The organism is Aneurinibacillus tyrosinisolvens, assembly GCF_001015055.1.
Taxonomy (GTDB): Bacteria; Bacillota; Bacilli; order Aneurinibacillales; family Aneurinibacillaceae; genus Aneurinibacillus_A; species Aneurinibacillus_A tyrosinisolvens.
Genome location: NZ_BBWZ01000031.1, coordinates 1 through 19,858 on the forward strand (window position 1 = coordinate 1; position 19,858 = coordinate 19,858).

Annotated in this window: 20 protein-coding genes, 3 pseudogenes and 1 riboswitch; of the genes and pseudogenes, 4 read left to right on the forward strand and 19 right to left on the reverse strand. The window is 42.9% G+C overall.

Annotation, left to right across the window (positions count from 1 at the left end; translation table 11 throughout):
* The 3 genes from MBEAL2_RS20635 to MBEAL2_RS20645 form a co-directional block, all read right to left on the reverse strand.
* Window positions 1–1,122, reverse strand: a 1,122-nt coding sequence (locus MBEAL2_RS20635; protein ID WP_047154144.1) for a thiamine pyrophosphate-binding protein, incomplete at its 3' end; no start/stop codon positions are given.
* 174 nt (window positions 1,123–1,296) lie between these two features.
* Window positions 1,297–2,181 carry a LysR family transcriptional regulator gene (locus tag MBEAL2_RS20640; RefSeq protein ID WP_047154145.1) on the reverse strand — a complete coding sequence of 295 codons (885 nt, stop codon included), beginning with the start codon at window positions 2,179–2,181 and terminating at the stop codon, window positions 1,297–1,299.
* Between the two features lie 450 nt (window positions 2,182–2,631).
* On the reverse strand, window positions 2,632–3,321 hold the full coding sequence (locus MBEAL2_RS20645) for a DUF2188 domain-containing protein (protein ID WP_047154146.1): 690 nt from the start codon (window positions 3,319–3,321) through the stop codon (window positions 2,632–2,634).
* A 420-nt stretch (window positions 3,322–3,741) separates the two neighbouring features.
* On the opposite strand from MBEAL2_RS20645, the gene MBEAL2_RS20650 reads away from it, so the two are divergent.
* A complete protein-coding gene (locus tag MBEAL2_RS20650) occupies window positions 3,742–4,008 on the forward strand; it encodes a hypothetical protein (RefSeq protein ID WP_047154147.1) in 267 nt (88 codons plus the stop codon).
* Between the two features lie 328 nt (window positions 4,009–4,336).
* A complete protein-coding gene (locus MBEAL2_RS20655) occupies window positions 4,337–4,537 on the forward strand; it encodes a hypothetical protein (RefSeq protein ID WP_047154148.1) in 201 nt (66 codons plus the stop codon).
* A 361-nt stretch (window positions 4,538–4,898) separates the two neighbouring features.
* Here the strand turns inward: MBEAL2_RS20655 and MBEAL2_RS20660 are convergent, their stop codons facing one another.
* The 5 genes from MBEAL2_RS20660 to MBEAL2_RS20680 form a co-directional block, all read right to left on the reverse strand.
* On the reverse strand, window positions 4,899–5,570 hold the full coding sequence (locus tag MBEAL2_RS20660; RefSeq protein WP_047154149.1) for a PspA/IM30 family protein: 672 nt from the start codon (window positions 5,568–5,570) through the stop codon (window positions 4,899–4,901).
* A gap of 1 nt (window position 5,571) precedes the next feature.
* Complete coding sequence (locus MBEAL2_RS20665) at window positions 5,572–6,048, reverse strand: hypothetical protein (RefSeq protein ID WP_047154150.1); 477 nt, start codon at window positions 6,046–6,048, stop codon at window positions 5,572–5,574.
* Between the two features lie 179 nt (window positions 6,049–6,227).
* Complete coding sequence (locus MBEAL2_RS20670; protein WP_047154151.1) at window positions 6,228–6,428, reverse strand: cold-shock protein; 201 nt, start codon at window positions 6,426–6,428, stop codon at window positions 6,228–6,230.
* A gap of 207 nt (window positions 6,429–6,635) precedes the next feature.
* Window positions 6,636–6,908 (reverse strand): stage V sporulation protein S, encoded by a 273-nt coding sequence (locus MBEAL2_RS20675; protein ID WP_047154152.1) that lies wholly within the window; start codon window positions 6,906–6,908, stop codon window positions 6,636–6,638.
* 222 nt (window positions 6,909–7,130) lie between these two features.
* Entirely contained in the window at window positions 7,131–7,625 is a 495-nt protein-coding gene (locus tag MBEAL2_RS20680; RefSeq protein ID WP_047154153.1) for a CarD family transcriptional regulator, read from the reverse strand.
* Window positions 7,626–7,886: 261 nt separating this feature from the next.
* Between MBEAL2_RS20680 and MBEAL2_RS20685 the strand changes: the two genes are divergently transcribed.
* Window positions 7,887–8,135 (forward strand): hypothetical protein, encoded by a 249-nt coding sequence (locus MBEAL2_RS20685; protein WP_047154154.1) that lies wholly within the window; start codon window positions 7,887–7,889, stop codon window positions 8,133–8,135.
* A gap of 78 nt (window positions 8,136–8,213) precedes the next feature.
* Here MBEAL2_RS20685 and MBEAL2_RS20690 read toward each other — a convergent pair whose 3' ends face one another.
* A complete protein-coding gene (locus MBEAL2_RS20690) occupies window positions 8,214–8,399 on the reverse strand; it encodes an alpha/beta-type small acid-soluble spore protein (protein WP_047154155.1) in 186 nt (61 codons plus the stop codon).
* Between the two features lie 177 nt (window positions 8,400–8,576).
* On the opposite strand from MBEAL2_RS20690, the pseudogene MBEAL2_RS20695 reads away from it, so the two are divergent.
* Window positions 8,577–9,072, forward strand: a pseudogene (locus MBEAL2_RS20695) (CarD family transcriptional regulator).
* Between the two features lie 202 nt (window positions 9,073–9,274).
* Here the strand turns inward: MBEAL2_RS20695 and MBEAL2_RS20700 are convergent.
* The 10 genes and pseudogenes from MBEAL2_RS20700 to MBEAL2_RS20740 all read right to left on the reverse strand — a co-directional run bounded on the left by MBEAL2_RS20700 (window position 9,275) and on the right by MBEAL2_RS20740 (window position 19,720).
* Window positions 9,275–10,456, reverse strand: coding sequence for a thiolase family protein (locus MBEAL2_RS20700; RefSeq protein ID WP_047154156.1), 1,182 nt, complete (start codon window positions 10,454–10,456; stop codon window positions 9,275–9,277).
* 19 nt (window positions 10,457–10,475) lie between these two features.
* Entirely contained in the window at window positions 10,476–11,621 is a 1,146-nt protein-coding gene (locus tag MBEAL2_RS20705; RefSeq protein ID WP_047154157.1) for an acyl-CoA dehydrogenase family protein, read from the reverse strand.
* A 153-nt stretch (window positions 11,622–11,774) separates the two neighbouring features.
* The gene (locus MBEAL2_RS20710; protein WP_047154158.1) at window positions 11,775–13,862 is read right to left on the reverse strand and encodes a sigma-54-dependent Fis family transcriptional regulator; all 2,088 of its coding nucleotides are present in this window, start codon (window positions 13,860–13,862) and stop codon (window positions 11,775–11,777) included.
* Between the two features lie 151 nt (window positions 13,863–14,013).
* The gene (locus MBEAL2_RS20715) at window positions 14,014–15,534 is read right to left on the reverse strand and encodes a class I adenylate-forming enzyme family protein (RefSeq protein WP_047154159.1); all 1,521 of its coding nucleotides are present in this window, start codon (window positions 15,532–15,534) and stop codon (window positions 14,014–14,016) included.
* A 15-nt stretch (window positions 15,535–15,549) separates the two neighbouring features.
* A pseudogene (locus MBEAL2_RS34395) lies at window positions 15,550–15,698 on the reverse strand (3-hydroxyacyl-CoA dehydrogenase family protein); the annotation flags it as partial.
* 437 nt (window positions 15,699–16,135) lie between these two features.
* Entirely contained in the window at window positions 16,136–17,353 is a 1,218-nt protein-coding gene (locus tag MBEAL2_RS20720) for an ABC transporter permease (protein WP_047154160.1), read from the reverse strand.
* Window positions 17,354–17,589: 236 nt separating this feature from the next.
* Window positions 17,590–17,901, reverse strand: a pseudogene (locus tag MBEAL2_RS30485) (PLP-dependent cysteine synthase family protein); the annotation flags it as partial.
* A 28-nt stretch (window positions 17,902–17,929) separates the two neighbouring features.
* On the reverse strand, window positions 17,930–18,502 hold the full coding sequence (locus tag MBEAL2_RS20730) for an ABC transporter permease (RefSeq protein WP_047154162.1): 573 nt from the start codon (window positions 18,500–18,502) through the stop codon (window positions 17,930–17,932).
* A gap of 115 nt (window positions 18,503–18,617) precedes the next feature.
* Window positions 18,618–18,959, reverse strand: coding sequence for an ATP-binding cassette domain-containing protein (locus MBEAL2_RS33845; RefSeq protein ID WP_047154163.1), 342 nt, complete (start codon window positions 18,957–18,959; stop codon window positions 18,618–18,620).
* Window positions 18,960–19,102: 143 nt separating this feature from the next.
* A riboswitch (SAM riboswitch) is annotated at window positions 19,103–19,207 on the reverse strand.
* A 129-nt stretch (window positions 19,208–19,336) separates the two neighbouring features.
* Window positions 19,337–19,720 (reverse strand): OsmC family protein, encoded by a 384-nt coding sequence (locus MBEAL2_RS20740; RefSeq protein ID WP_047154164.1) that lies wholly within the window; start codon window positions 19,718–19,720, stop codon window positions 19,337–19,339.
* Window positions 19,721–19,858 lie beyond the last annotated feature (138 nt).

A 19,858-nucleotide genomic window follows, 5' to 3' on the forward strand; every position in this document is an offset into this window, starting at 1 on the left:
TATGTTCTGTTGATTGCGGCTCTTAAATTCTTCCCGGTACGCGGCAATCTCCTGTTGGAGCGCCTCATTCTGCCGTCCGTTAGGCAGAAGTTTCTTCGCTACGCGGTTCAACACGGTCAGCGCCTGTTTCAAATCCGCCACTGCGCCGATGTCCACCGGATAATTTCTTCCGATTTCGTTCGGGTCAATGTCAATGTGAATGAGTTTGGTCGGCGGGAAATTGAAAGTATACGCCGGCTCCCATGAACTGGAATCGGCTTCCGCAAAACGAGTGCCCAGCGCGAAAATATAATCGGCCTGCTTGCACTGGTCATTGATGAATTTCGTGCCCCAGAACCCCGTCATGCCAAGGGTGAAAGGATGGTCATCCGAAACGGCCCCTTTTCCCATGAGCGAATAGGCAACCGGAATGCTGAGATGGTCGACGAATTCCCTTAGTTCTTTGGAAGCGTCGGCCAGCATAATCCCGCCCCCTACATAAAGAAGCGGATGTTCAGCCTTCACCAGCGTTTCAATGATGCGGGTGGCCGTTTCGTCATCAATGGATGGTTTGTGCAGGGTTTTCGTATGGTGAGCCAGCTTCTCAAATAAAGCGACCTCCACCTCTTTCGAGAAAAGATCCATCGGGACCGAAACCAGCACAGGACCCGGTCTTCCGCTTTCCGCTAACTGGAACGCCTTCTCGATAATTTCCGGAAACAAATCCGCCCGTTCCACACGCCAGGCCCGCTTGACAAACGGGCGGTAGATTTCAAACTGGGAAGCATCGGCGTGCAGATTGATTTCCTGGTGCGGGTGTTTTCCGTAATAATGGGTGGGAACATCCCCGGCAATAACCACCATCGGAACGGAATCCAGCGCGGCGTTGGCGACCCCTGTGGCTGCATTCGTTAATCCAGGGCCTAAGTGACTTAAGACAACGGCCGTCTGCTTTTTCGCCCGGGCATAGCCATCCGCCATATGCGCCGCGATTTGTTCATGCCGGACATTGATAAATTGAATGGAGCTATTCTCCAGGGCAGACAGTACGGCAATATTGGTATGTCCGCACAGGCCAAAGATATGTTCAACCCCTCTGTTTTCGAGGTATTTTACCAGTTGGTGAGAAATCAAATCTTTCATTTTCCATCCTCCTTAAAGTTTAAAATGATGTTTCCATCATCTTGCGAGAGAGCGCTTTCAAACAAGCTTTTTTAACTTTTTTAATTGTTTCTTCTTATCTGAATTATAATTTGTTTTAATCTATTTATAAAATGAATAAAAATCATCGAATCGATGATTTTTAGTAATGGTTATCTATGTGAATTGAACTCTCGTTTCCTTTACAAAATTCTTAAAACGTACAAAAGCGGGTGACATGTACCCGTTCGATCGCCAGGCCATTTGTATCACTCTTCTACATTGAGGTTCCCTTATGTGAAGAAGTGAAATTTTTGTCATATCAAGACCTGGCAGGAATGGAATAAGGGCAACTCCAAAGTTAGCGGCTACCAGCCCGGCGATCATCGTATCTTCTGAACCTTCGAAGTACACTTCAGGTTGGAATCCCGCTCTTCGGCATAATTTATCAATAACCTCACGCAATCCCGTTTCATGTTTATAATGGACAAAGGGCTCATGCGCCACCTCGCTCAAATCAACCTCCTTCTTATCTGCCAGGTGGTGGTCTTTCGGAACAATCAGAAATAGTTCCTCGTTAATTACCGGAACCGTACTTATATTTTCCATCTCTTCATTGGGGGAACAAAATCCGAGATCGATTTCTCCGGATTCTAGTTGATTCACGATTTTCCTGGTTGCATCTTGAGTCAATTGAAACTGTATGCCTGGGTACTGTTCTCGAAATGCACTAATTAAATCGGGTACGAAGCTTTTTCCTAATGTGTAAATGAACGCAAGTGATATGGTTCCACGGAATGGGTCTACCATATCCTGAAGCTCTTGTTTAGCTAAAGTCATTTCCATCATGGCTCGATTTACATGTTTAAGGAAAGCTTCCCCGTATCGATTTAAAATCACGCCACGGATTTTCCGTTCAAACAACGGAACCCCTAGTTCCTCCTCCAGCCGGGCAATCGACCGGCTTAGTGCTGATTGCGTAAGAGCCAGTTCATCTGCTGCTTTGGTAAAGTTCTGAACTTTGGTTAATTTTCGAAAATATTCAAGCTGATGCCACTCCAATTAGAATCTCCCCCTCACCATATCGCATCAAGTTTTAAATGGATACTTTCTTAATGTCTCGTGCAGGAGGTATCTGTTCCCATCATAAAAATAAAATAGCAAAAGGCTCGGTATCCCTATCCTATCGATAGAAATGCTGAGCCTTTTTGAAAGTGCGGATACAACAAACTTAACCGATACCTCCCCGCATTTTTATACCGACAATTAGTGTCTTGATGCACGCCCGGTATATCGTTTCGGTTCGGACCGTACATATGCGAATTAAGCGTATTGTTGGTACAGAACGTTTCATATACATGGTGTTCGCATTCAGCATCCGCGTCAACCAGGACAAGAATTTCACCCTCTTCAGTTTGATTGATCGTGGCACTTCGCTGATCTGGGTGGACACCCTCCCTCTACCCTTCTCCTTTTATCTTTAAACAAGCCATTGAGAATAGGATGGCTTGTTTATTGCGGGAGAGCCGTATAAATTCGTTCCTCTTCTACCTTTCCCTGTCTTGAATAAATAAGGAGCCGGCTGGGTTTATTCTTCTCCGCCATATCTTCGGCTAAATGAATCGCTTTGCCTTTCTGTGAACACACATCAATGGTATCGCGCCCATGCTTTTTCTTGAAAATCCATTGATTGTGTGCTTCGTCCTTTGCAACAATATAAACCGTCTCCCTTTCACCGCTCGACCTGTTTCGCAGCAGATTCAAAATGACCTTTCCATCACTGTAGCTGCCATCCGGATAGCCCATAGGAAAAACGGCGAAGAACACAAAGTAAAAGGAAAAATAGACAAATTGATAATACAGCGTCTCGTTTGCAAGCACATGATGCCGCACCAGCAGTTCAACGGCCAGAGCCGAAATGCTATTAAATACAATGCCGCCAGAATAGACGAGGATATTCGTAAAGCGGTTGTTATACCGTAGCCTTTCGTAATGGCATATTCCATACCAAAAATAATATTCTCGAATCTCAAGAGCCCCTATTTTACATACGACATCGCCTGATCCAAGCACCACCTTAATGTTTTTCCCGCCCAGAACCTTTGCGAAAAACACATGGCCGGCTTCATGCAACAAGGTAACAACCGGAAGAACGACAAAAAAAGCAGTTAGAAACTTCATGACGTCGGAGAGACCAAACATCGTATTCCCCTCCTTTGGTTTCCTATACTGTTTTAGCAATTCCTCGGGAGGCTGCGGGTGAAACACCTTTTTTCATTTTGATTTCATTTATTTATTAAACTTACAAGTTTTACCGGTTTATTCTGAGAAGAACTACACGTTATAGTAACACTAAAGAATCTTGTTACATAAAGGTGGAACCAAACTCACGAAAAGGATGTGTAACCGGTGAAAATTCGCTTATGTGCCCGTCGCAAACCGTTCATCGATGAAAGAACAGAAACAGCACAAAATGAAAAAAGACCCCATATCCTGTCGCCCGGTCTCCCAAATAGCAGGGCCCGAACAAAAGGACTTCAGTGCGATGCTGAATCGTATACGTAAAAAAGTCATGAAAAGGATTTTGAAAAGCTGAACAACCAATATAAAGGGGGAAAAGGAATGAAAAACTCCGATTCAAACCATTCGATTCTAAATGGATGTAAAGAGAATATTTCCAGATATGTAAAAATAAAAACAAGAGATAATCAGATATATGAAGGCTATATTACCAATGTGGACCACGAGAATGTTCACCTGGCTATTCCAAAGATAAAAAACCTGGTAGCAAAACTCTACCCTTATTCTTTTCCACCAAAATGCTTTAAACAAGTCGTATTGCCTTTACTATCTGTGGTTAGCGTTTTATCCATTAATTACTTTATATAAAAACGTGGAAAAAAGCCAAAAAGGAGAGGATTCAGATCCCGTCTAATCCTGTCCTTTCTGGCCCTTTTACATAGATGGCAGATGAATCGATATCCATAATGTGATTTGCTTGTACATTTATTCTCTACCGAGTTCCCATTCATGAAATCGCCACCAGGCGCAGAGGTGGCTGTTTTTCATTTCGCAAACCACCGGCCGTTGATTAAATTTGGTTTGATAGGTAGGAGCCAGACCTTTATAGATGTAAAATTCAGTTATTTACAGCGTTCACTAAAAACATGATAATAATGAAAGAAAATTAAATCTAATTAGGAAAGGAGGAAGAAACATGTCCTTTGCTGATTTTAGTGATATTAATATGATTTGCTGTGAATTATGTGAGGAAGAAGGGGAAAAGAGTAGAAAGGATCCAGGGGAGATAACACCTTTCCCGATTTACAGCCAACGTCAAGTGAATAAATCCTCTCTGTTTTTTGAAAATCAACATGATTATCTTTCGTACGATCCGGGTATCAAGATAACCTACTAGATATATAAAGGAGTCCACTTCCTTTACCTTTATGAATGAGAAAGGCACTGAAAACAAATTGGTTATCGATTCGCTTACGTCTTAGGCTCACCTCTTCATGGTGTTATAGAACGAAACGGCTCCACCTTGCTTAACAAAAACGGTTATAAAATGACATTTACAATCCATTTTAAAATTTAAGGTTTACCTAATGGAATTTCCTTTTTATTTAGCCGATGAATCTACGATTCGTATAACTCCCCACAATAGGACCGTAACAATGACCATAAAGTTTTAAAAAAGACAGTAGAAAACCTCATGTGAATAACCACATGAGGTTTTCCTTTGCTTCAGATAGCGAATCGATACACAAGCCGGGGAGTTAAACGGTTTCCTTTTGGGTACCCTTTAATTTTTCTAACTCCTTTTCCACTTCTTGTTGCAGGACAGGGTCAAACGAAAAAGTATGAATGTCTTGTGGATGATGGAGGAGCCGGTTGCTGGCCTCTACTTCTGCTTCCAGCAGTAAGACACGTTCTTCGGCACAAGCAAAGCCTTTGGCGATGTTATCTGTATTGAAGGAGACCACCATATGATTCATTTGCTTAATCGATTGAGCCACGTTGGCTCTTGAAAGTAAAAGGAGTCTTCTGTTTTGCAGTTCACTATACTTGTCTTTTAGCTCGTTTACCTTTTCAACCAGGCTCTTTGTCTGGTTTATAATAGTTTCATATTGTTCCTTATACAGGTTTAGGGTTTTCTCCTGGTTTATTTTTTCTTGTAACGCCATTTTGGCAATGGGTTCTTCCCCCTTATCGACAGCCAGTTTTGCCTGGCGCTCCCTTTTCGCAATGATTGCGTGTGTATCCGCGATTAACGCCATTTGTTTCTTCTCAAGAAAGAGTTGATGAGCATACGCTTGCTGCCCTTTACTGACTTCTTCCTCCATTTCCCGCATCGATTGATTCAACATGCTAATCGGATCCTCCACTTTATCAAGCAGATCGTGTACCTCATTCATTGTAATGTTCTTAATTCGTTTAAAAATTCCCATCTTATTCTTCCTCCTTATGATTTTTTTGGTTTGTTTGCTTTTTTTCCCATTCATCCAAGAAATCCGGCTGGTTCTGGTTTACGGTATAGACCGGATAAGAAATCGGCGTATCGATGATGGATTGGGTAAACGGATGCATTGTTCTTCTTTTTCGCACCCATCTGATTAAAACAACAAGGGCAGCTAATCCAAAAACAAAGGATATAGCAGGTTCAATGAAGTGGAATCCTCCCTCATGATGCTCACGCATCGCATGGTCTCCATGCTGGTGTCCATACATTGAATAATCTCCACGTCCTGGATTATTTCCTTGTACAACCGGGCTTTGGTTATCATTGTAATTTGAGTTTATTATAGGCGGGGCATACCCCCTCTCATGAAAACCATCTCCCAATGTATTTACAGCAAAGGCGATGGCTGCCAGGATTAAGAGTGTAGTTAAAATCCATGGTAAGCCTTTCCTTAGTTTTGCTTTCATCTGTTAGCCTCCTCTTCCTTGTCCTTCTGACAGATTTGAGTATAGAGAAGAAAAGTGAAAAAACGGTGAAAACGAAGTAGGCCGTAAAGGTGTTCCCTTTCCCTAATGAGCTCCTATGATCCATTTAACATAAAATAAAAACAGACCCTAAAATTAGGGTCTGTTTACTGTTTTGTTCCTTATACTTTACGTACGTTTGTTGCTTGGGGTCCGCGTTGACCTTTTTCAACGTCAAATTCAACTTCTTGACCTTCATCTAATGATTTGTACCCTTCGCCTTGGATGGCTGAAAAGTGAACGAATACATCCTCTCCACCTTCACGCTCAATGAATCCAAAGCCTTTTTCACCGTTAAACCATTTTACTTTTCCACGTTCCATTTAAATTGCCTCCTAATTATATAAAAAATAAATTTTTCAAATATTCCTTATTCATTATAGCAAAGATAAACACTTTTTGTAAACTTGAATCGGTATATCTAACCTCTTGAATAAAACAAGTTCAAATTGCCCGTTAGTCAACAAACTAATTTAATAATAGGGGGGTATTTTTCAAATCATTCTTATATTAATCGCTTCAACACAACTCTATCTTTTTTTTCTAGGACCTAAAATTAATTTGATTGCTGTTCTTTTTTCATCATTAATTAAAACATCTGCAAATGCAGGAACAAAAACTAGGTCAACACCGGTGGGAGCTACGAATCCTCTTGCGATCGCAATGGCCTTAACCGCTTGATTTAAAGCACCCGCTCCAATTACTTGAATTTCCACATTACCACTTTCTCTTAATGTGCCTGCAATTGCACCTGCAACCGAATTTGGATTTGATTTTGATGATACTTTTATTACATTACCCATATAAATTGTTCCCCCTATATGTGAATTTTTATTCTCTGCGATAAGTTTAAGCAGCATATTAACTAAATTTTTGGAGGTCCTTCATGAACACAGGTACAGTAAAATAGTTTAATGCAGACAAATTGGCGATTAGAAGTGCAAAATTGTATTCAGTCTATTCTGATTTTTTTAAATAAAATCGATTTATTATCAAGTTCTAAAGAATCGTTTAGCCTGTCATTTTTAGTCATCAAAGTCTTCATTTAAAAAATCAATGGCCTGATTTTCAGTGAATCCTTTGACTAACGCGAGTTCACTAATTAAAATGTTCTTCGCACTGTTCAGCATTTTTTTTTCATTTGGATTAAGTTTTTTTGTTTTGTTCCTACACATTAAATCACGGATCACTTCAGCGCCTTCTTGTATATCACCTGTTTTCATTTTAGCTATGTGTAGGCGATACCTTTGACTCCATGGAAGTGATTGATCGGATTCCCCATGATGGAAAATAAATAATGCCTTCTCCAATGTAGGCATATCAACAACCAGGCGTATGCCTACATCTGATGCTTTCCCCATAGGAACCAGTACTTGCATATTACCAATGGGCATTTTTATGACATAGTATTGCTGCTTCTCTCCCAGGATTTCCTTTTCTTCTGTGGCTTCAATTACACCTGCACCATGCATTGGATAAACAATCTTGTCACCAACTTGGAACAAAAAATCCACCTCCAGTAAGTCTCTTCTTTAAGGATACCACACATAAGTTATAATAGAAAATTTTAAATGTTATCATAAATAAATAAGTGAAGTCAAGAATTTTTTAGGAATAAATATCGATTTATGTGTAGAAATATGTAAACATAAAAGTGAGGATAAAAGAACTGGTTAATTAATTGATTGATACAATTTTTGAATAATAGTTTGTTTTTAAGGAAACAATAAGTTGCTAATGTATTGCGTTATTGGAAAAATATGACAAACGGAGTTGCTATCGTGAGGGCTATAACAATCAATGAACAACAATTTGAAGTAACAGATGAACAATTTCAACTCATTACCTCTCCTCGTAACCGTAATAAATGCATGCAAGCAATCAAAGATTTGGGAGCGAAAGGTAAATCATCCAAAGGAAAGAAATTACAGGTAAAAGGCGTTCCATTTAAAGAGGTTAGTTATTTTACTTATGAAATAGAATATGATGGAGAATTCCAAAAGAGTGTATTTGAATGGCCTGAAGATTAGAATGGAATTATGCTTAGAGATATGACATACACCTTTTATGACAAATAAAAAAGACCGTTTTTACACGGTCTCTCCTGGCTAACGCTGACGCATTTCGAGCTCAGCCAATCTGATCAACCTCTTGACCATTTCTCCACCAACTGAACCATTTGCACGGGCTGTCTGGTCTGCTCCTAATTCAACACCGAATTCCTGAGCGATTTCATTCTTCAGCATATCAAGTGCAGCTTCGCTTCCTGGCACTAATAGTTTGTTACGTGGCATGAAATCAGTCCTTTCAGTCAATCTAACTTAGTATGCGCTAAAAAAACAGATGTTATTCGAGGAAGTTATTTGGGTAAATGTAGTTTTTAATGAGTAATTATGAAATTGATTCATCTATGGTATTATTTTATTTTAATAATTTATCTCCTAAATGGTATCCTAGGAAAGGGTATTCTATTGGAGGTGGATTTTTTGTTCCAAGTTGGTGACAAGATTGTTTATCCAATGCATGGTGCAGGTGTAATCGAAGCCATAGAAGAAAAAGAAATCCTGGGAGAGAAGCAGCAGTATTATGTCATAAAAATGCCCATTGGTAATATGCAAGTAATGGTTCCTGTAGAAAAAGCATCTACTCTCGGCGTACGCCCCGTTGTTGATATGCTTACAATGGAAAATATATTGCTTGGTTTTCATCACGAAGGATCAGAACAATCACTCCCGTGGAATGAAAGGTATCGCATAAACACGGATAAAATGGGAACGGGTGATATACAAGAAGCTGCTGAAGTCGTCCGTGATTTAATGCGTAGGAACGAAGAAAAAAATCCTTAGCTCAAGCGAAAAAAGAATGCTAGACAATGCAAAGAAAATTTTAATTAGTGAACTCGCGTTAGTCGAAGGACTTACTGAAAGTCAGGCAACAGATTTGTTAAATAAAGAGGTCAATGGATAGAGATAACAGACTGAAAAATTGTTTGGTTATAGTGGTGTTTCGATTAAAAAGGTGTTATAATAAATGCCTGAGCCGATATTTGCGCTACGTCTGTTGCAATCGGGTTGTGGAACCTGAATAGACGTAATGAAAAAAAGAACCCTTTTTAAGGGTTCTTTTTTTATTACCTTTAAATTTCCGTAATTTTCTTCGATTGCTTATGCTAGTCAAGCGCCTCCACGATAATAGCTGCAGCAGGACCCCCGCCTGCACACAGAGACGCACAGCCGTATTGGACGCCCCGGCGCTTCATTTCATTGAGCATTGTCACGATTAATCGGACACCTGTCGAGCCAACCGGATGACCGAGGGATACACCGGAACCGTTGGCATTTACGTTTTCGATATCGATCTTTAATTCTCGGTTCACCGCGAGGAACTGAGCGGCAAACGCTTCGTTGATTTCCCAGTAGCCAATGTCTTCAAGGCTCTTGTCCGCAAACTTTAGCGCACGTTCAACCGCCGGAACAACGCCAATTCCCATGATCTTCGGATCGACCGCAGCAGACGCCGTTGCGACGATGCGAGCGAGCGGCTTGAGACCGAGCTCTTTTGCCTTATCTGCAGACATAATGATAAGAGCGGCTGCCCCGTCATTAAGGCTGGATGCATTGCCGGCTGTCACTGTTCCGTCCTTTTTGAAGACGGGGCGCAGTTTAGCCAGGGCGTCCGGATCGGCCTCGGCATTCGGGTGCTCATCGGTATCAATGATGCGCGTTCCTTTTTTCGTTTTCACTTCAACCGGAACAATTTCATCTTTGAATTTCCCTTCTTTGATAGCCTGGCAGGCGCGCTGATGACTGAGCAGCGCATGCGCATCCTGCTCCTCGCGAGAAATGCCATACTGCTCGGCAAGATTTTCAGCCGTTACGCCCATGTGGTAATTGTTGTATGGATCAATGAGTGCATCGTACAGCAGCGAATCGACGATTTCTCCGCCACCCATACGGAAGCCGTCACGTGCTTTGGGCAGCAGGTGCGGCACGTTTGTCATACTTTCGAAGCCGACTGCCGCCCCGATTTCAACCTTACCAAGCATAATCTCTTGCACGAGAATTTCCGTTGCCCGTATCGAAGACGGGCACTGCTGATTGATCGTAGCTGCCACTGTTTCCACGCTGCAGCCCGCTCCGAGTGCGACCTGGCGGGCCGGATTTCCTTTGCATCCGGCCTGGTATACGTGACCGGCGAGCACTTCTTCGATTTGATCGGTGCCAATACCCGCTTTCTCAATCGCTGCTTTCAGCGCAATAATCCCCAGTTCTACCGCAGTCAAGCTTTTTAATGCTCCTGAGAAATCCCCAATCGGTGTCCGAATCCCACTTACAATTACGACTTCACGCATGAAAATCCCCTCCGTTGTTTTATAATCCCAGACTTTTGGCAATGATTGTTTTCATAATTTCGGTTGTGCCTGCATAAATCGCTGCTACCGGAATGTCGCGGTATCGGCGGGCAATTTCATATTCCTCCATATAGCCATAACCGCCATGCAGTTGCATGCATTCTGATGCCACCTGCTTGGCCATGTCAGTTAACCACCATTTCGCCATGGAGACCTGTGTAACGACGTCTTTGCCTTCCATGTGATTCACGATAAGATCATCCAGAAATGTACGGCCAATTTCAATCTGCGTTGCCATTTCCGCAATTTTGAAACGAGTATTCTGGAAGCTGCCGATCGACTGCCCAAATGCTTTCCGATTTTGTACATATTCAATTGTCAGCTTCAGCATTTCCTCCGCTGCGATCTGCGCTGCGATTGCGACAATCAGCCTCTCCTGCTGCAGCTTATTCATTAAGTAGTAGAATCCGTTCCCTTCATCACCCAGCAGGTTTTGCACGGGAACGCGTGCATCATCAAAAATAAGTTCGGCTGTATCCTGACTGCGCAGGCCCACCTTATCCAGCTTTTTGCCGCGTGAGAATCCAGGCGTACCGCGTTCCACGACGAGAAGGCTGATACCTTTATACGCAGGCTTGGCAGCAGGATCAGTTTTGCATACGACAACGACTAGATCAGCGTGAATACCGTTTGTAATGAAGGTTTTCTCCCCGTTCAAGATATAGTGGTCCCCGTCACGCACCGCTGTTGTCCGGATTCCAGCAAGATCTGATCCGGCGCCAGGCTCGGTCATGGCAATCGCTGTGATTAACTCACCACTGATACAGCCAGGAAGCCAACGCTCTTTCTGCTCTTCTGTACCATATGTATCCAAATAGGGCACAACAATATCATTGTGCAGTCCAAGCCCAATCAGGCTTGAACCGACGCGCTCCAATTCTTCATTAATAATGACCTCGTACACAAAATCGGCGTTCAACCCGCCGTATTTCTCATCAATCCACGGGCACAGAAAGCCGTTCTCCCCCATCTTCGTCCAGAATTCGCGGGGGATGATGCCATCTTTCTCCCATGCATCATAATGAGGATATGCTTCCTTTTCTAAAAATTTACGGAATGCATCACGAAATATTTTATGCTCGTCCTGAATGTATCGGCCGGTCATATGAACCCCTCCAAACATGATGTGCTGTTTCTCCACATATAAATAACGCAAGTTCCATGCCAGCCGTGAAACCCCCTATTATGGTGCTTTATCTGCAATTTTCAGTACAAAATGTTGAGAATCCAGACAGTTCTGGAACAAACAGCGTCCTGATTACGGACACTTCGTCTGGTACTTCTTTAATTTTTCGTATAGAACAGATCGGCTAATGCCCAGTAGACCGGCTGCTTTGGATTTATTGCCGTTTGTTTTTTGCAGGGCCAGCTGGATGACATCCTGCTCCGCCTTGTTTAATAAATTTTGCTGCAAAACAGGCGGCTGACTGGATGGCAGAGGCGTTTTTTTCAACACATAATCCGGCAGATCATCCAACTGGATTTTACCTGACTCGGCAAATACCATGGCCCGCTCCAGCACGTTGCGCAGTTCCCGGACATTGCCGGGCCATTCGTACCCAAGCATCACTCTCTCCGCCTCCGGATCCATACCAGTAATGCTCGTCCCGTTTATCTTATTTAAATCCTTAATAAACAAGTCACATAATAAAAGAATATCGCCTTTTCGCAGGCGCAGGGGCGGGATCTCAAAGGAAATAACATTAAGACGATAGAATAAATCTTCTCGAAACGTCCCCTTTTCTGCCATATCCTCAAGCGGACGGTTCGTCGCGGAAATAATACGAACATCGACATGAATGCGATCCGTCCCGCCGACCCGGTAAAACTCCCCTTCCTGTAGAACACGCAACAGCTTCGCCTGCAGCGGAAGGGACATGTCCCCCACTTCATCAAGAAAGAGCGTGCCGCCATGCGCGAGATCGAATTTGCCGACCTTCCCTTTATGCTTCGCCCCCGTAAAAGCGCCTTCATCATAGCCAAAAAACTCAGATTCTAATAGGTGCTCTGGAATGGCAGCACAGTTCACGGTCACAAATGGCTTTTCATCGCGTGGGCTCAGGCTGTGGATTGCATGGGCGAACAGCTCCTTGCCCGTTCCGCTTTCTCCCCGGATTAAAATGGTGGAACGTCCTTTTGCCGCTTTGCTTACACTTCGGATGAGCTTCTCCATCTGATAATCGCCCGTAATGATTTCGTCAAACGTAAACCGGGATGATTCCGACTGCCTCTGCTGCTGCTTAACCATATTGTTTTTCGATTCATGGCTATCAAATCGCTTAAAACGTTCCCGCACTTCCTGCAGCTGGCGGAACATAATTTTTCCGATCGCGCCCACCACCTGTTGATTCTGAAGGACCGGGATGCGATGGACGATATACTGGATGCCGTTTACCTCCATAAAATCGCTTATATCAGCAAGCCCGCTTTTGACGACTCGCGTCAGGCCGAGCTGGGGCAGCAGCTCATCAATCGGTTGATGAATCGCCTGGGATTTATCCAATTCAAACAATTCAATAAGCGACGGACTTAAAAACGATATGCTTCCTTTTTTGTTGATCATCACAATGCCGTCGTACGCCTTATCAATAACCGTCTGGAGCAGTGTCTTCCATCGTTTGACCGATTCGAGCTCCTCGGCCATCCGCTCTACTTCCGAAATATTTTGAAACAAAGCGATGAACCCTTCCTGGCCTTTGACTGTCTTGTATTTGGATAGGCGGACGATGGTGCTGTGGCTTCCGATCTTCAGGCGACGGTGAATATCATGTTCCATCTCTTTCAACTCAGTTGTATGGATACCGGGAATCACATCCTGTATATTTTGCTTGATCATCTCCTCATCTGCACATCCCAGCATGTCACAAAACCGGGCATTCATAAAAATGACCTGATTTTTTTCGTCGGTCATGACTGCCCCTAACTGAGAGGTAGCCAGTATGGCTTCGAGCTGTTCCCGCAGAGAGTAACTTGTGCGAAGAAGCGTCAACACAATATCAGTCGTTGTAATTAAACCGATTGGCCTCTTCTCCTCGTCAAGCACAACACCTGATCCCACGTTGCTGTTTTCGACGACTTTTTCGATGATGGAGTAAGGTGTATCAACCGGGAACGCTACAACATCGGTTCTCATATATGCACCAATTGGGGTGTGCAGTTCGCGGCTATCCAACACCATTTGATAAAGAATACTCCGCGTAAACACACCAACCAGACACCCGGCTTGATTAATTACCGGGACAATGTTCCATTTTTTTCGCTTCATAATCTCGATTGCCTGATACAGCGTACTTTTATGACTCAGACATTCGTTAACAGGGGTCATAATCTCTCGTAGTTGAATCACATGCCATCACACCTATTCTGTCTATTGAAATCGTGATTGTATGTATATACTCTATTATAAAGTAGAAATCACATATGTACCTATTCCTTTTCAGAATAGAATGAAAAAAGCCGTCAGTTCATAATCGACGGCTTTCTTGTGCTTTTTGTTTCTATGATGAGGAAAACTTGATTTCGCCACGCAGCACGGTCTTCAGAACTTTGCCGCTTGCATTTCGCGGTAGTGCACCCACGAATTCTACGATGGCTGGCACTTTATACTTTGCCAGGCGCTCCCGGCAAAAATCGAACACCCGCTCCTCTGCCAGTACACATCCTTGTTTTACTACCACGCATGCCTTCGGTATTTCACCGTATACTTCATGCGGAATTCCCACTACAGCTGCTTCGAGCACTTCTGGCATCTCATATAATACTTCTTCCACTTCAATCGGATAGATGTTTTCGCCGCCGCGAATGAGCATATCCTTCTTGCGGTCTACGACATACAGAAACCCTTCCTCGTCAAACTTGCCCAAATCTCCGCTTAATAGCCACCCATCCCGCATCGCGAGTGCGGTAGCTTCCGGATTTTTCAGGTAGCCTTTCATCACCTGATTACCCTTGACGGCAATTTCCCCGACCTGTCCTGTCGGCATTCCATTTCCCTCTTCATCCACAATACGCACCTCGGTGCGCGGCAGCGGCTTCCCTACCGATCCGACTTTGCTTAATGCATGTTCATCTCCTAATGTGGTCGCACCCGGCGCGTTTTCTGTCTGGCCGTACAGGTTCTGCACCTCGGTCTGCGGGAACAACTGCTTAATTCTTCTAATGAGCTCATACGGCATCGGCGCTGCGCCATACATAAACTTGCGAAGATGCGGGGCTTCCATGCTTTCAATCCCCGTCGTGTTTAATAGAATCATATACATAGCCGGAACCCCAAAGAAGATGGAAACATTATTCTTCTGAAGCGATTCGACTGCTTCTTGCGGATGAAAGCCCGGCTCAATTACAAGGGTGCCGCCCCCGTAAATCCCCGGTAGCATAAAACAGTGCGCCGCTGCGCAGTGAAACAGCGGAGCGACAATCATGACACGATCTTCCTGCTGCATGCCAAGTGCCTCGTGCCAAATGGAGGCTATGGAGACACAATTGCGATGCGTCAGCATAACCCCTTTCGGCTTCCCGGTTGTACCCGATGTATAAAAAATGACAGCGGTATCATCTTCCTGCTGCTGAAGCTTTGGAATCTCGCCTCCGAGCTTGATGGCCTCTGTCAGTTCGAATCCGCCACCACCTTCTCCTACATGAACGAAATGCTGTAGATTCGGAACCTGTGGAATTAGCTGCTCTACCACGTCGGACAGCTCCTGATTATACACAAGCAGTCGGGCTTCGGAATGATTCAAAATGTATTCGATTTCTGGCGGAGCCAGGCGAGTATTAATCGGAAGGACAACGAGCCCAGCCAGTTGACATGCGAAATAGCACGTCACAAACCAGTCCGAGTTATTGAGCAGTAGGGCGACGACATCTCCCTGAACAAGCCCCTGTCTATGGAAATAGCCTCCAAGGCTGCGGCAGTTCTCCTGCATGTGCTGATAGCTCGTTTCACATCCTTGAAAAACGGTAACTGTTCGGTCTGGCTGATTCACAGCGTGCTGCTGCAGTATATCCGAAAGTAGCATATACATTTCTCCTCTCTAGTATGTGTAAAATCCTTTGCCTGTTTTTCGGTCATGATGTCCGGCCCGGACGAGCTTCTTCAAAAGAGGCTTGGCCGATACTTCGAATCGCCTGTCTCCGTATGTAAGGTTTCAATGACCAGCAGCAATGTATCCAATCCGACTACGCGATCAGGGCGGATGACGTCTGCCTGTGCAATTCCACTTCCCATAATTCCTGCGCCTACTACTCCTACTATTTTGACCATAGTTACTTCTGCTCCTTTTAGTCCTTGTCTTTTCTCTGATACTTTGAAGCAAATAACATGCCAGTCTAAATAGTCATAGATTTATAAACTGCATACGAAAAAAATATATAGTGTACGAAATACAGACATACACTAGAACAAAAAGCGTCCTGATAACAGACAGTTAATCAACTTCACTCCGTATCATATTTCGTGCCGAACGGCCTGAGCTATTTATCCAGCTTGTTTATCGGTTCTGGTGCAAAATCTATCAAACTCAGACATACTAATACTGCTACAATGAATAACGCCCTTCTTGCATGTACTCGAAGCAAATGGGCCTTTATGAACACACTCCATCATTGACAGGCAATTATTTATTCATAACGAAGAGCATCAATCGGCCTTAAACGAGATGCTTTATACGCCGGATAGACACCAAAAACTACACCAACAAACATAGAGAAGAAAAAGGCATACAGAATGGGCGCTAGCTGAATGCTGGTCATTAAACTTGTCGTCTTACTCACTAGCATTGCCGCTCCCACACCGAGCAAAATACCAAACAACCCACCTAATAAACTTAATGTTACCGATTCGATTAAAAATTGCTGAAGGATCGCACCCCGTGTTGCTCCGATCGCTTTTCTGATTCCTATTTCACGAGTCCGTTCCGTAACGGAGACAAGCATGATATTCATAATTCCAATGCCACCTACTACTAAAGAAATAGCGGCTATACCAGATAGCAGAGTGGTCATCGTCCCGCTCACGCTTTGTGCTGTACTTAATATTTGGGCTTGCGAATTAATTTGAAAATTATCCTCGTCTTTCGGTGACAAATTGTGCTCAGCGCGTAAAACCTGTCTAATATCAAACTGCGCTTTGTCCATGACAGCAGCAGATGCAGCTGATATATAAATACTTCTTACTTTGGTTTTTCCATATAAACGGTTCATAACTGTAGTAATCGGAATGAGAATGCGATCATCATTATTTGCCATTCCTTGACTGCCCTGGCTTTCTAAAACCCCGATAATTTCGAATGGCAATTGATTGATTAGAATCATTTTCCCTACCGGATTGGCACGTTCATCTCCGAACAAAGCTGCAACAACCTGTGTTCCAACGACCGCAACATTGGACTGTCCTTTGACTTCAAACCGATTAAAAAATCGTCCGGATTGGACCGTGGTATTTCGAACTTCGGTGTAGCTTTCCGTCGTCCCTTCGATTGTCGTGGCACTGTTTTGATTACGCCATACAACCTGTCCCTGCGTTGTTATATCCGGAGCAACTGCGGAAATGGTATTTTGCTTGGCAATCTCATCCGCATCCTTTAACGTTAACGTATTAAGAGAACCTGCTCCTAATCTGACTCCTCCCTGCTGTGCTTGACCCGGTGTCACAATGAGTAAATTGCTGCCAAGTCCGTTAATTTGTGAAGCTACATTTGAAGAGGCTCCCTGTCCAATGGCTACCATTGCAATCACAGCAGAAACCCCGATAATAATCCCAAGCATTGTTAAAAACGAACGCAGCTTATTGGATTTTATACTTCGCAGAGAAATCCGTAGACTCTCCCAAAAGCTCATCCTGTTTGCACCTCCTCGCTTGCGATTCGGCGCTGAACAACAGGCTCGCTTGCGACGATCTGTCCATCACGAAATCGAACCACACGTTTCGCATATTCAGCAATCTCCGGTTCATGTGTAACTAAAATCACTGTTTTTCCTTCATTATTTAATCTCTGAAAAATATCCATAATTTCAATGCTTGTTTTTGTATCTAACGCGCCCGTAGGCTCATCCGCTAATAAAATAACTGGATTGTTTATACGTTCTTTTGACATATTGTCTGGCATAACAAAAATCGCTTTGTACCCTTTAGCAGCCGCGTTCATGGCAAGACCAATGCCGGTGTTTCCACTTGTCGGTTCAATGATGGTATCACCCGGTTGAATTAAACCCTGCTCTTCTGCAACTGCGATTAGATTATAAGCCGCGCGATCCTTTACACTACCTGAAGGATTAAACATCTCTAATTTTACAAATACATCCGCAGCTCCTTCTGGAACAATACGACGCAAATGAACAACAGGGGTTTTTCCTACCAATTGTGTAATATTCTGATATACGTTCATGACATCCTCCTGGTGATATCTCGTTATGTTAAGAATGTGATGCCCAAGAAACAAAACGTTTCTTAAGTGGTTTTAATAATATAAATTCAAAAAACATGGCTAATACCCCAATCGTAATAATTCCTACCATGACAAGTGAGGAATTACCGATCTGTCCAGTTGAAGCAATGAGCCAACCAATCCCTTCATTGCCCCCAATCATTTTCACCAAAATCGGGAAAAATGCAGCAAGCACAATGACCGCAATCATGGGAGCATTCCCTAAATCAAGCATTAAAATCAAAAGAGGCGCCCATGCCATCGGTGGTGTTGCTTGAAAAAACATAACCATCGGACTCAAAAATTTACGAAATGGTTCACTTACACCCGCCAAGGTGCCTATCAAAAAGGCACTTGCTGCTGCAATAGCAAATCCAATGGCAAGGCGGTATAGACTGACCCCGATATGATGATAAAATTCAAAGGAAATCAATTGCTTTTGCATTTCCTTAAAAACTACCAAAGGACCTGGAAAAATAAGGGCGGTATAACGACTCGAAATGACCATCCATACCAGAATAATAAAAGGGATGGACAAAATACCCCCTTTAAATTGCTTCATATCTTACCACCTTACATCAGTGGAACATTAAATGCTTTGGCAAGAATGTCAGCTGCTTGCTTTTTATCTTGCTCAACAAACTTAATCGAATCACGGTGTCCTTGTGTAAATTTCTTTACTGCACCCGGATGTTGTTGTAAAAATTCACTGCGTGCAACGACAATAATCGCTGGATCCGGCAATTCTTTTCTTCTCGGCAATGATAGCAATGGACAGCAACATTCCCACCAGTCGGTTTTATAAATCCTGCAACCACATTTAACAGCGTACTCTTCCCACAACCACTGGCACCAATAATGCTGATAAATTCACCTTTTTCAACAGATAATGTGATCCCTTTCAATATTTCTTTATTTCCATCATAAGAAAGAGACAGATTATTAATCTGTAAAATAGAAGGTGATGTAATGGCATAAGCCTGATGAGTAGAAGTATTTTCTTTCACTGTGTTTTCCATATTACCCCCCTCTATTCCTAATAACGGTACAGGAATATTTAATTTCCCTCCTGTTTACAGCAGGGAAATCCTGGCCCTGTAACCCAAACAATAAAACCCCCCCTTCTGAAACAGAAGAGGAGGTATAATAATCAATTTCCATCTTCTTATCCGCCAGAAAACCTTTCTGCTGGAAGTAGCACCTTGTATATACCTACAGGTTGCTGAGATTTCATTGGACCAGAACCCTCAATCTCTCTTGATAAGAATTAATTTAGTATTAAATTATTTATAATAGTAAACTCATTATTTCTAGCTGTCAATTTTATGTGAAAGGTAGGGATAGAAACCATAAATAACTACAAATAAATCAAATTGACAACCCAAGGCATCGAGTTTTATCGAATCAATTCAAAGGATTCTGTCACTTGGATACTGTCTTTAACGGATTGCACCATGGCACAGTTTTTCCGAGTTAGTTCCAAAACTCTCTCCATCTTTTCCACTGGGATGTTTTCCCCTTTAATAATAAAATGCAAATGAATTTTTTCAACCCGGTTCGCTTCTTTTTCATTTCTTTCTACATTTGCAGTCACTTTAATATCGTCATATGGAATACGCATTTTTTCCAGTACTTTTCTTAATACACCCCCACTGCATACTGCAACGGAAGACACCAATAATTGGTAGGGGCGGAATCCATAATTTTCGTCTCCCGAAATATGTAGTTCACCATATGAAAAATTTGTCGCAAATCCGTTTTCTTTCATATTAAATTCCATAATTTTATTTACTCCTTTTTCATCACATAAGTTCAACTATGGCTATTGCCTTGCCTTAATACCAAGCAAGACCTAAGTTTTCTACTAATCATAGCAATACTTTTTATAGATGTCACTATTACATCATGCAGAATAATA

Bases quoted from the DNA above. Each gene is read 5' to 3' on its own strand.
- MBEAL2_RS20675 (WP_047154152.1), bottom strand. From the start codon at position 6,908: ATGGGTAATGTAATAAAAGTATCATCAAAATCAAATCCAAATTCGGTT.
- MBEAL2_RS20665 (WP_047154150.1), bottom strand. From the start codon at position 6,048: ATGAAAGCAAAACTAAGGAAAGGCTTACCATGGATTTTAACTACACTC.
- MBEAL2_RS20740 (WP_047154164.1), bottom strand. From the start codon at position 19,720: ATGGAATTTAATATGAAAGAAAACGGATTTGCGACAAATTTTTCATAT.
- MBEAL2_RS20660 (WP_047154149.1), bottom strand. From the start codon at position 5,570: ATGGGAATTTTTAAACGAATTAAGAACATTACAATGAATGAGGTACAC.
- MBEAL2_RS20645 (WP_047154146.1), bottom strand. From the start codon at position 3,321: ATGTTTGGTCTCTCCGACGTCATGAAGTTTCTAACTGCTTTTTTTGTC.
- MBEAL2_RS20655 (WP_047154148.1), top strand. From the start codon at position 4,337: ATGTCCTTTGCTGATTTTAGTGATATTAATATGATTTGCTGTGAATTA.
- MBEAL2_RS20700 (WP_047154156.1), bottom strand. From the start codon at position 10,456: ATGCGTGAAGTCGTAATTGTAAGTGGGATTCGGACACCGATTGGGGAT.
- MBEAL2_RS20650 (WP_047154147.1), top strand. From the start codon at position 3,742: ATGAAAAACTCCGATTCAAACCATTCGATTCTAAATGGATGTAAAGAG.
- MBEAL2_RS20715 (WP_047154159.1), bottom strand. From the start codon at position 15,534: ATGCTACTTTCGGATATACTGCAGCAGCACGCTGTGAATCAGCCAGAC.
- MBEAL2_RS20730 (WP_047154162.1), bottom strand. From the start codon at position 18,502: ATGAAGCAATTTAAAGGGGGTATTTTGTCCATCCCTTTTATTATTCTG.
- MBEAL2_RS20705 (WP_047154157.1), bottom strand. From the start codon at position 11,621: ATGACCGGCCGATACATTCAGGACGAGCATAAAATATTTCGTGATGCA.
- MBEAL2_RS20690 (WP_047154155.1), bottom strand. From the start codon at position 8,399: ATGCCACGTAACAAACTATTAGTGCCAGGAAGCGAAGCTGCACTTGAT.
- MBEAL2_RS33845 (WP_047154163.1), bottom strand. From the start codon at position 18,959: ATGGAAAACACAGTGAAAGAAAATACTTCTACTCATCAGGCTTATGCC.
- MBEAL2_RS20720 (WP_047154160.1), bottom strand. From the start codon at position 17,353: ATGAGCTTTTGGGAGAGTCTACGGATTTCTCTGCGAAGTATAAAATCC.
- MBEAL2_RS20670 (WP_047154151.1), bottom strand. From the start codon at position 6,428: ATGGAACGTGGAAAAGTAAAATGGTTTAACGGTGAAAAAGGCTTTGGA.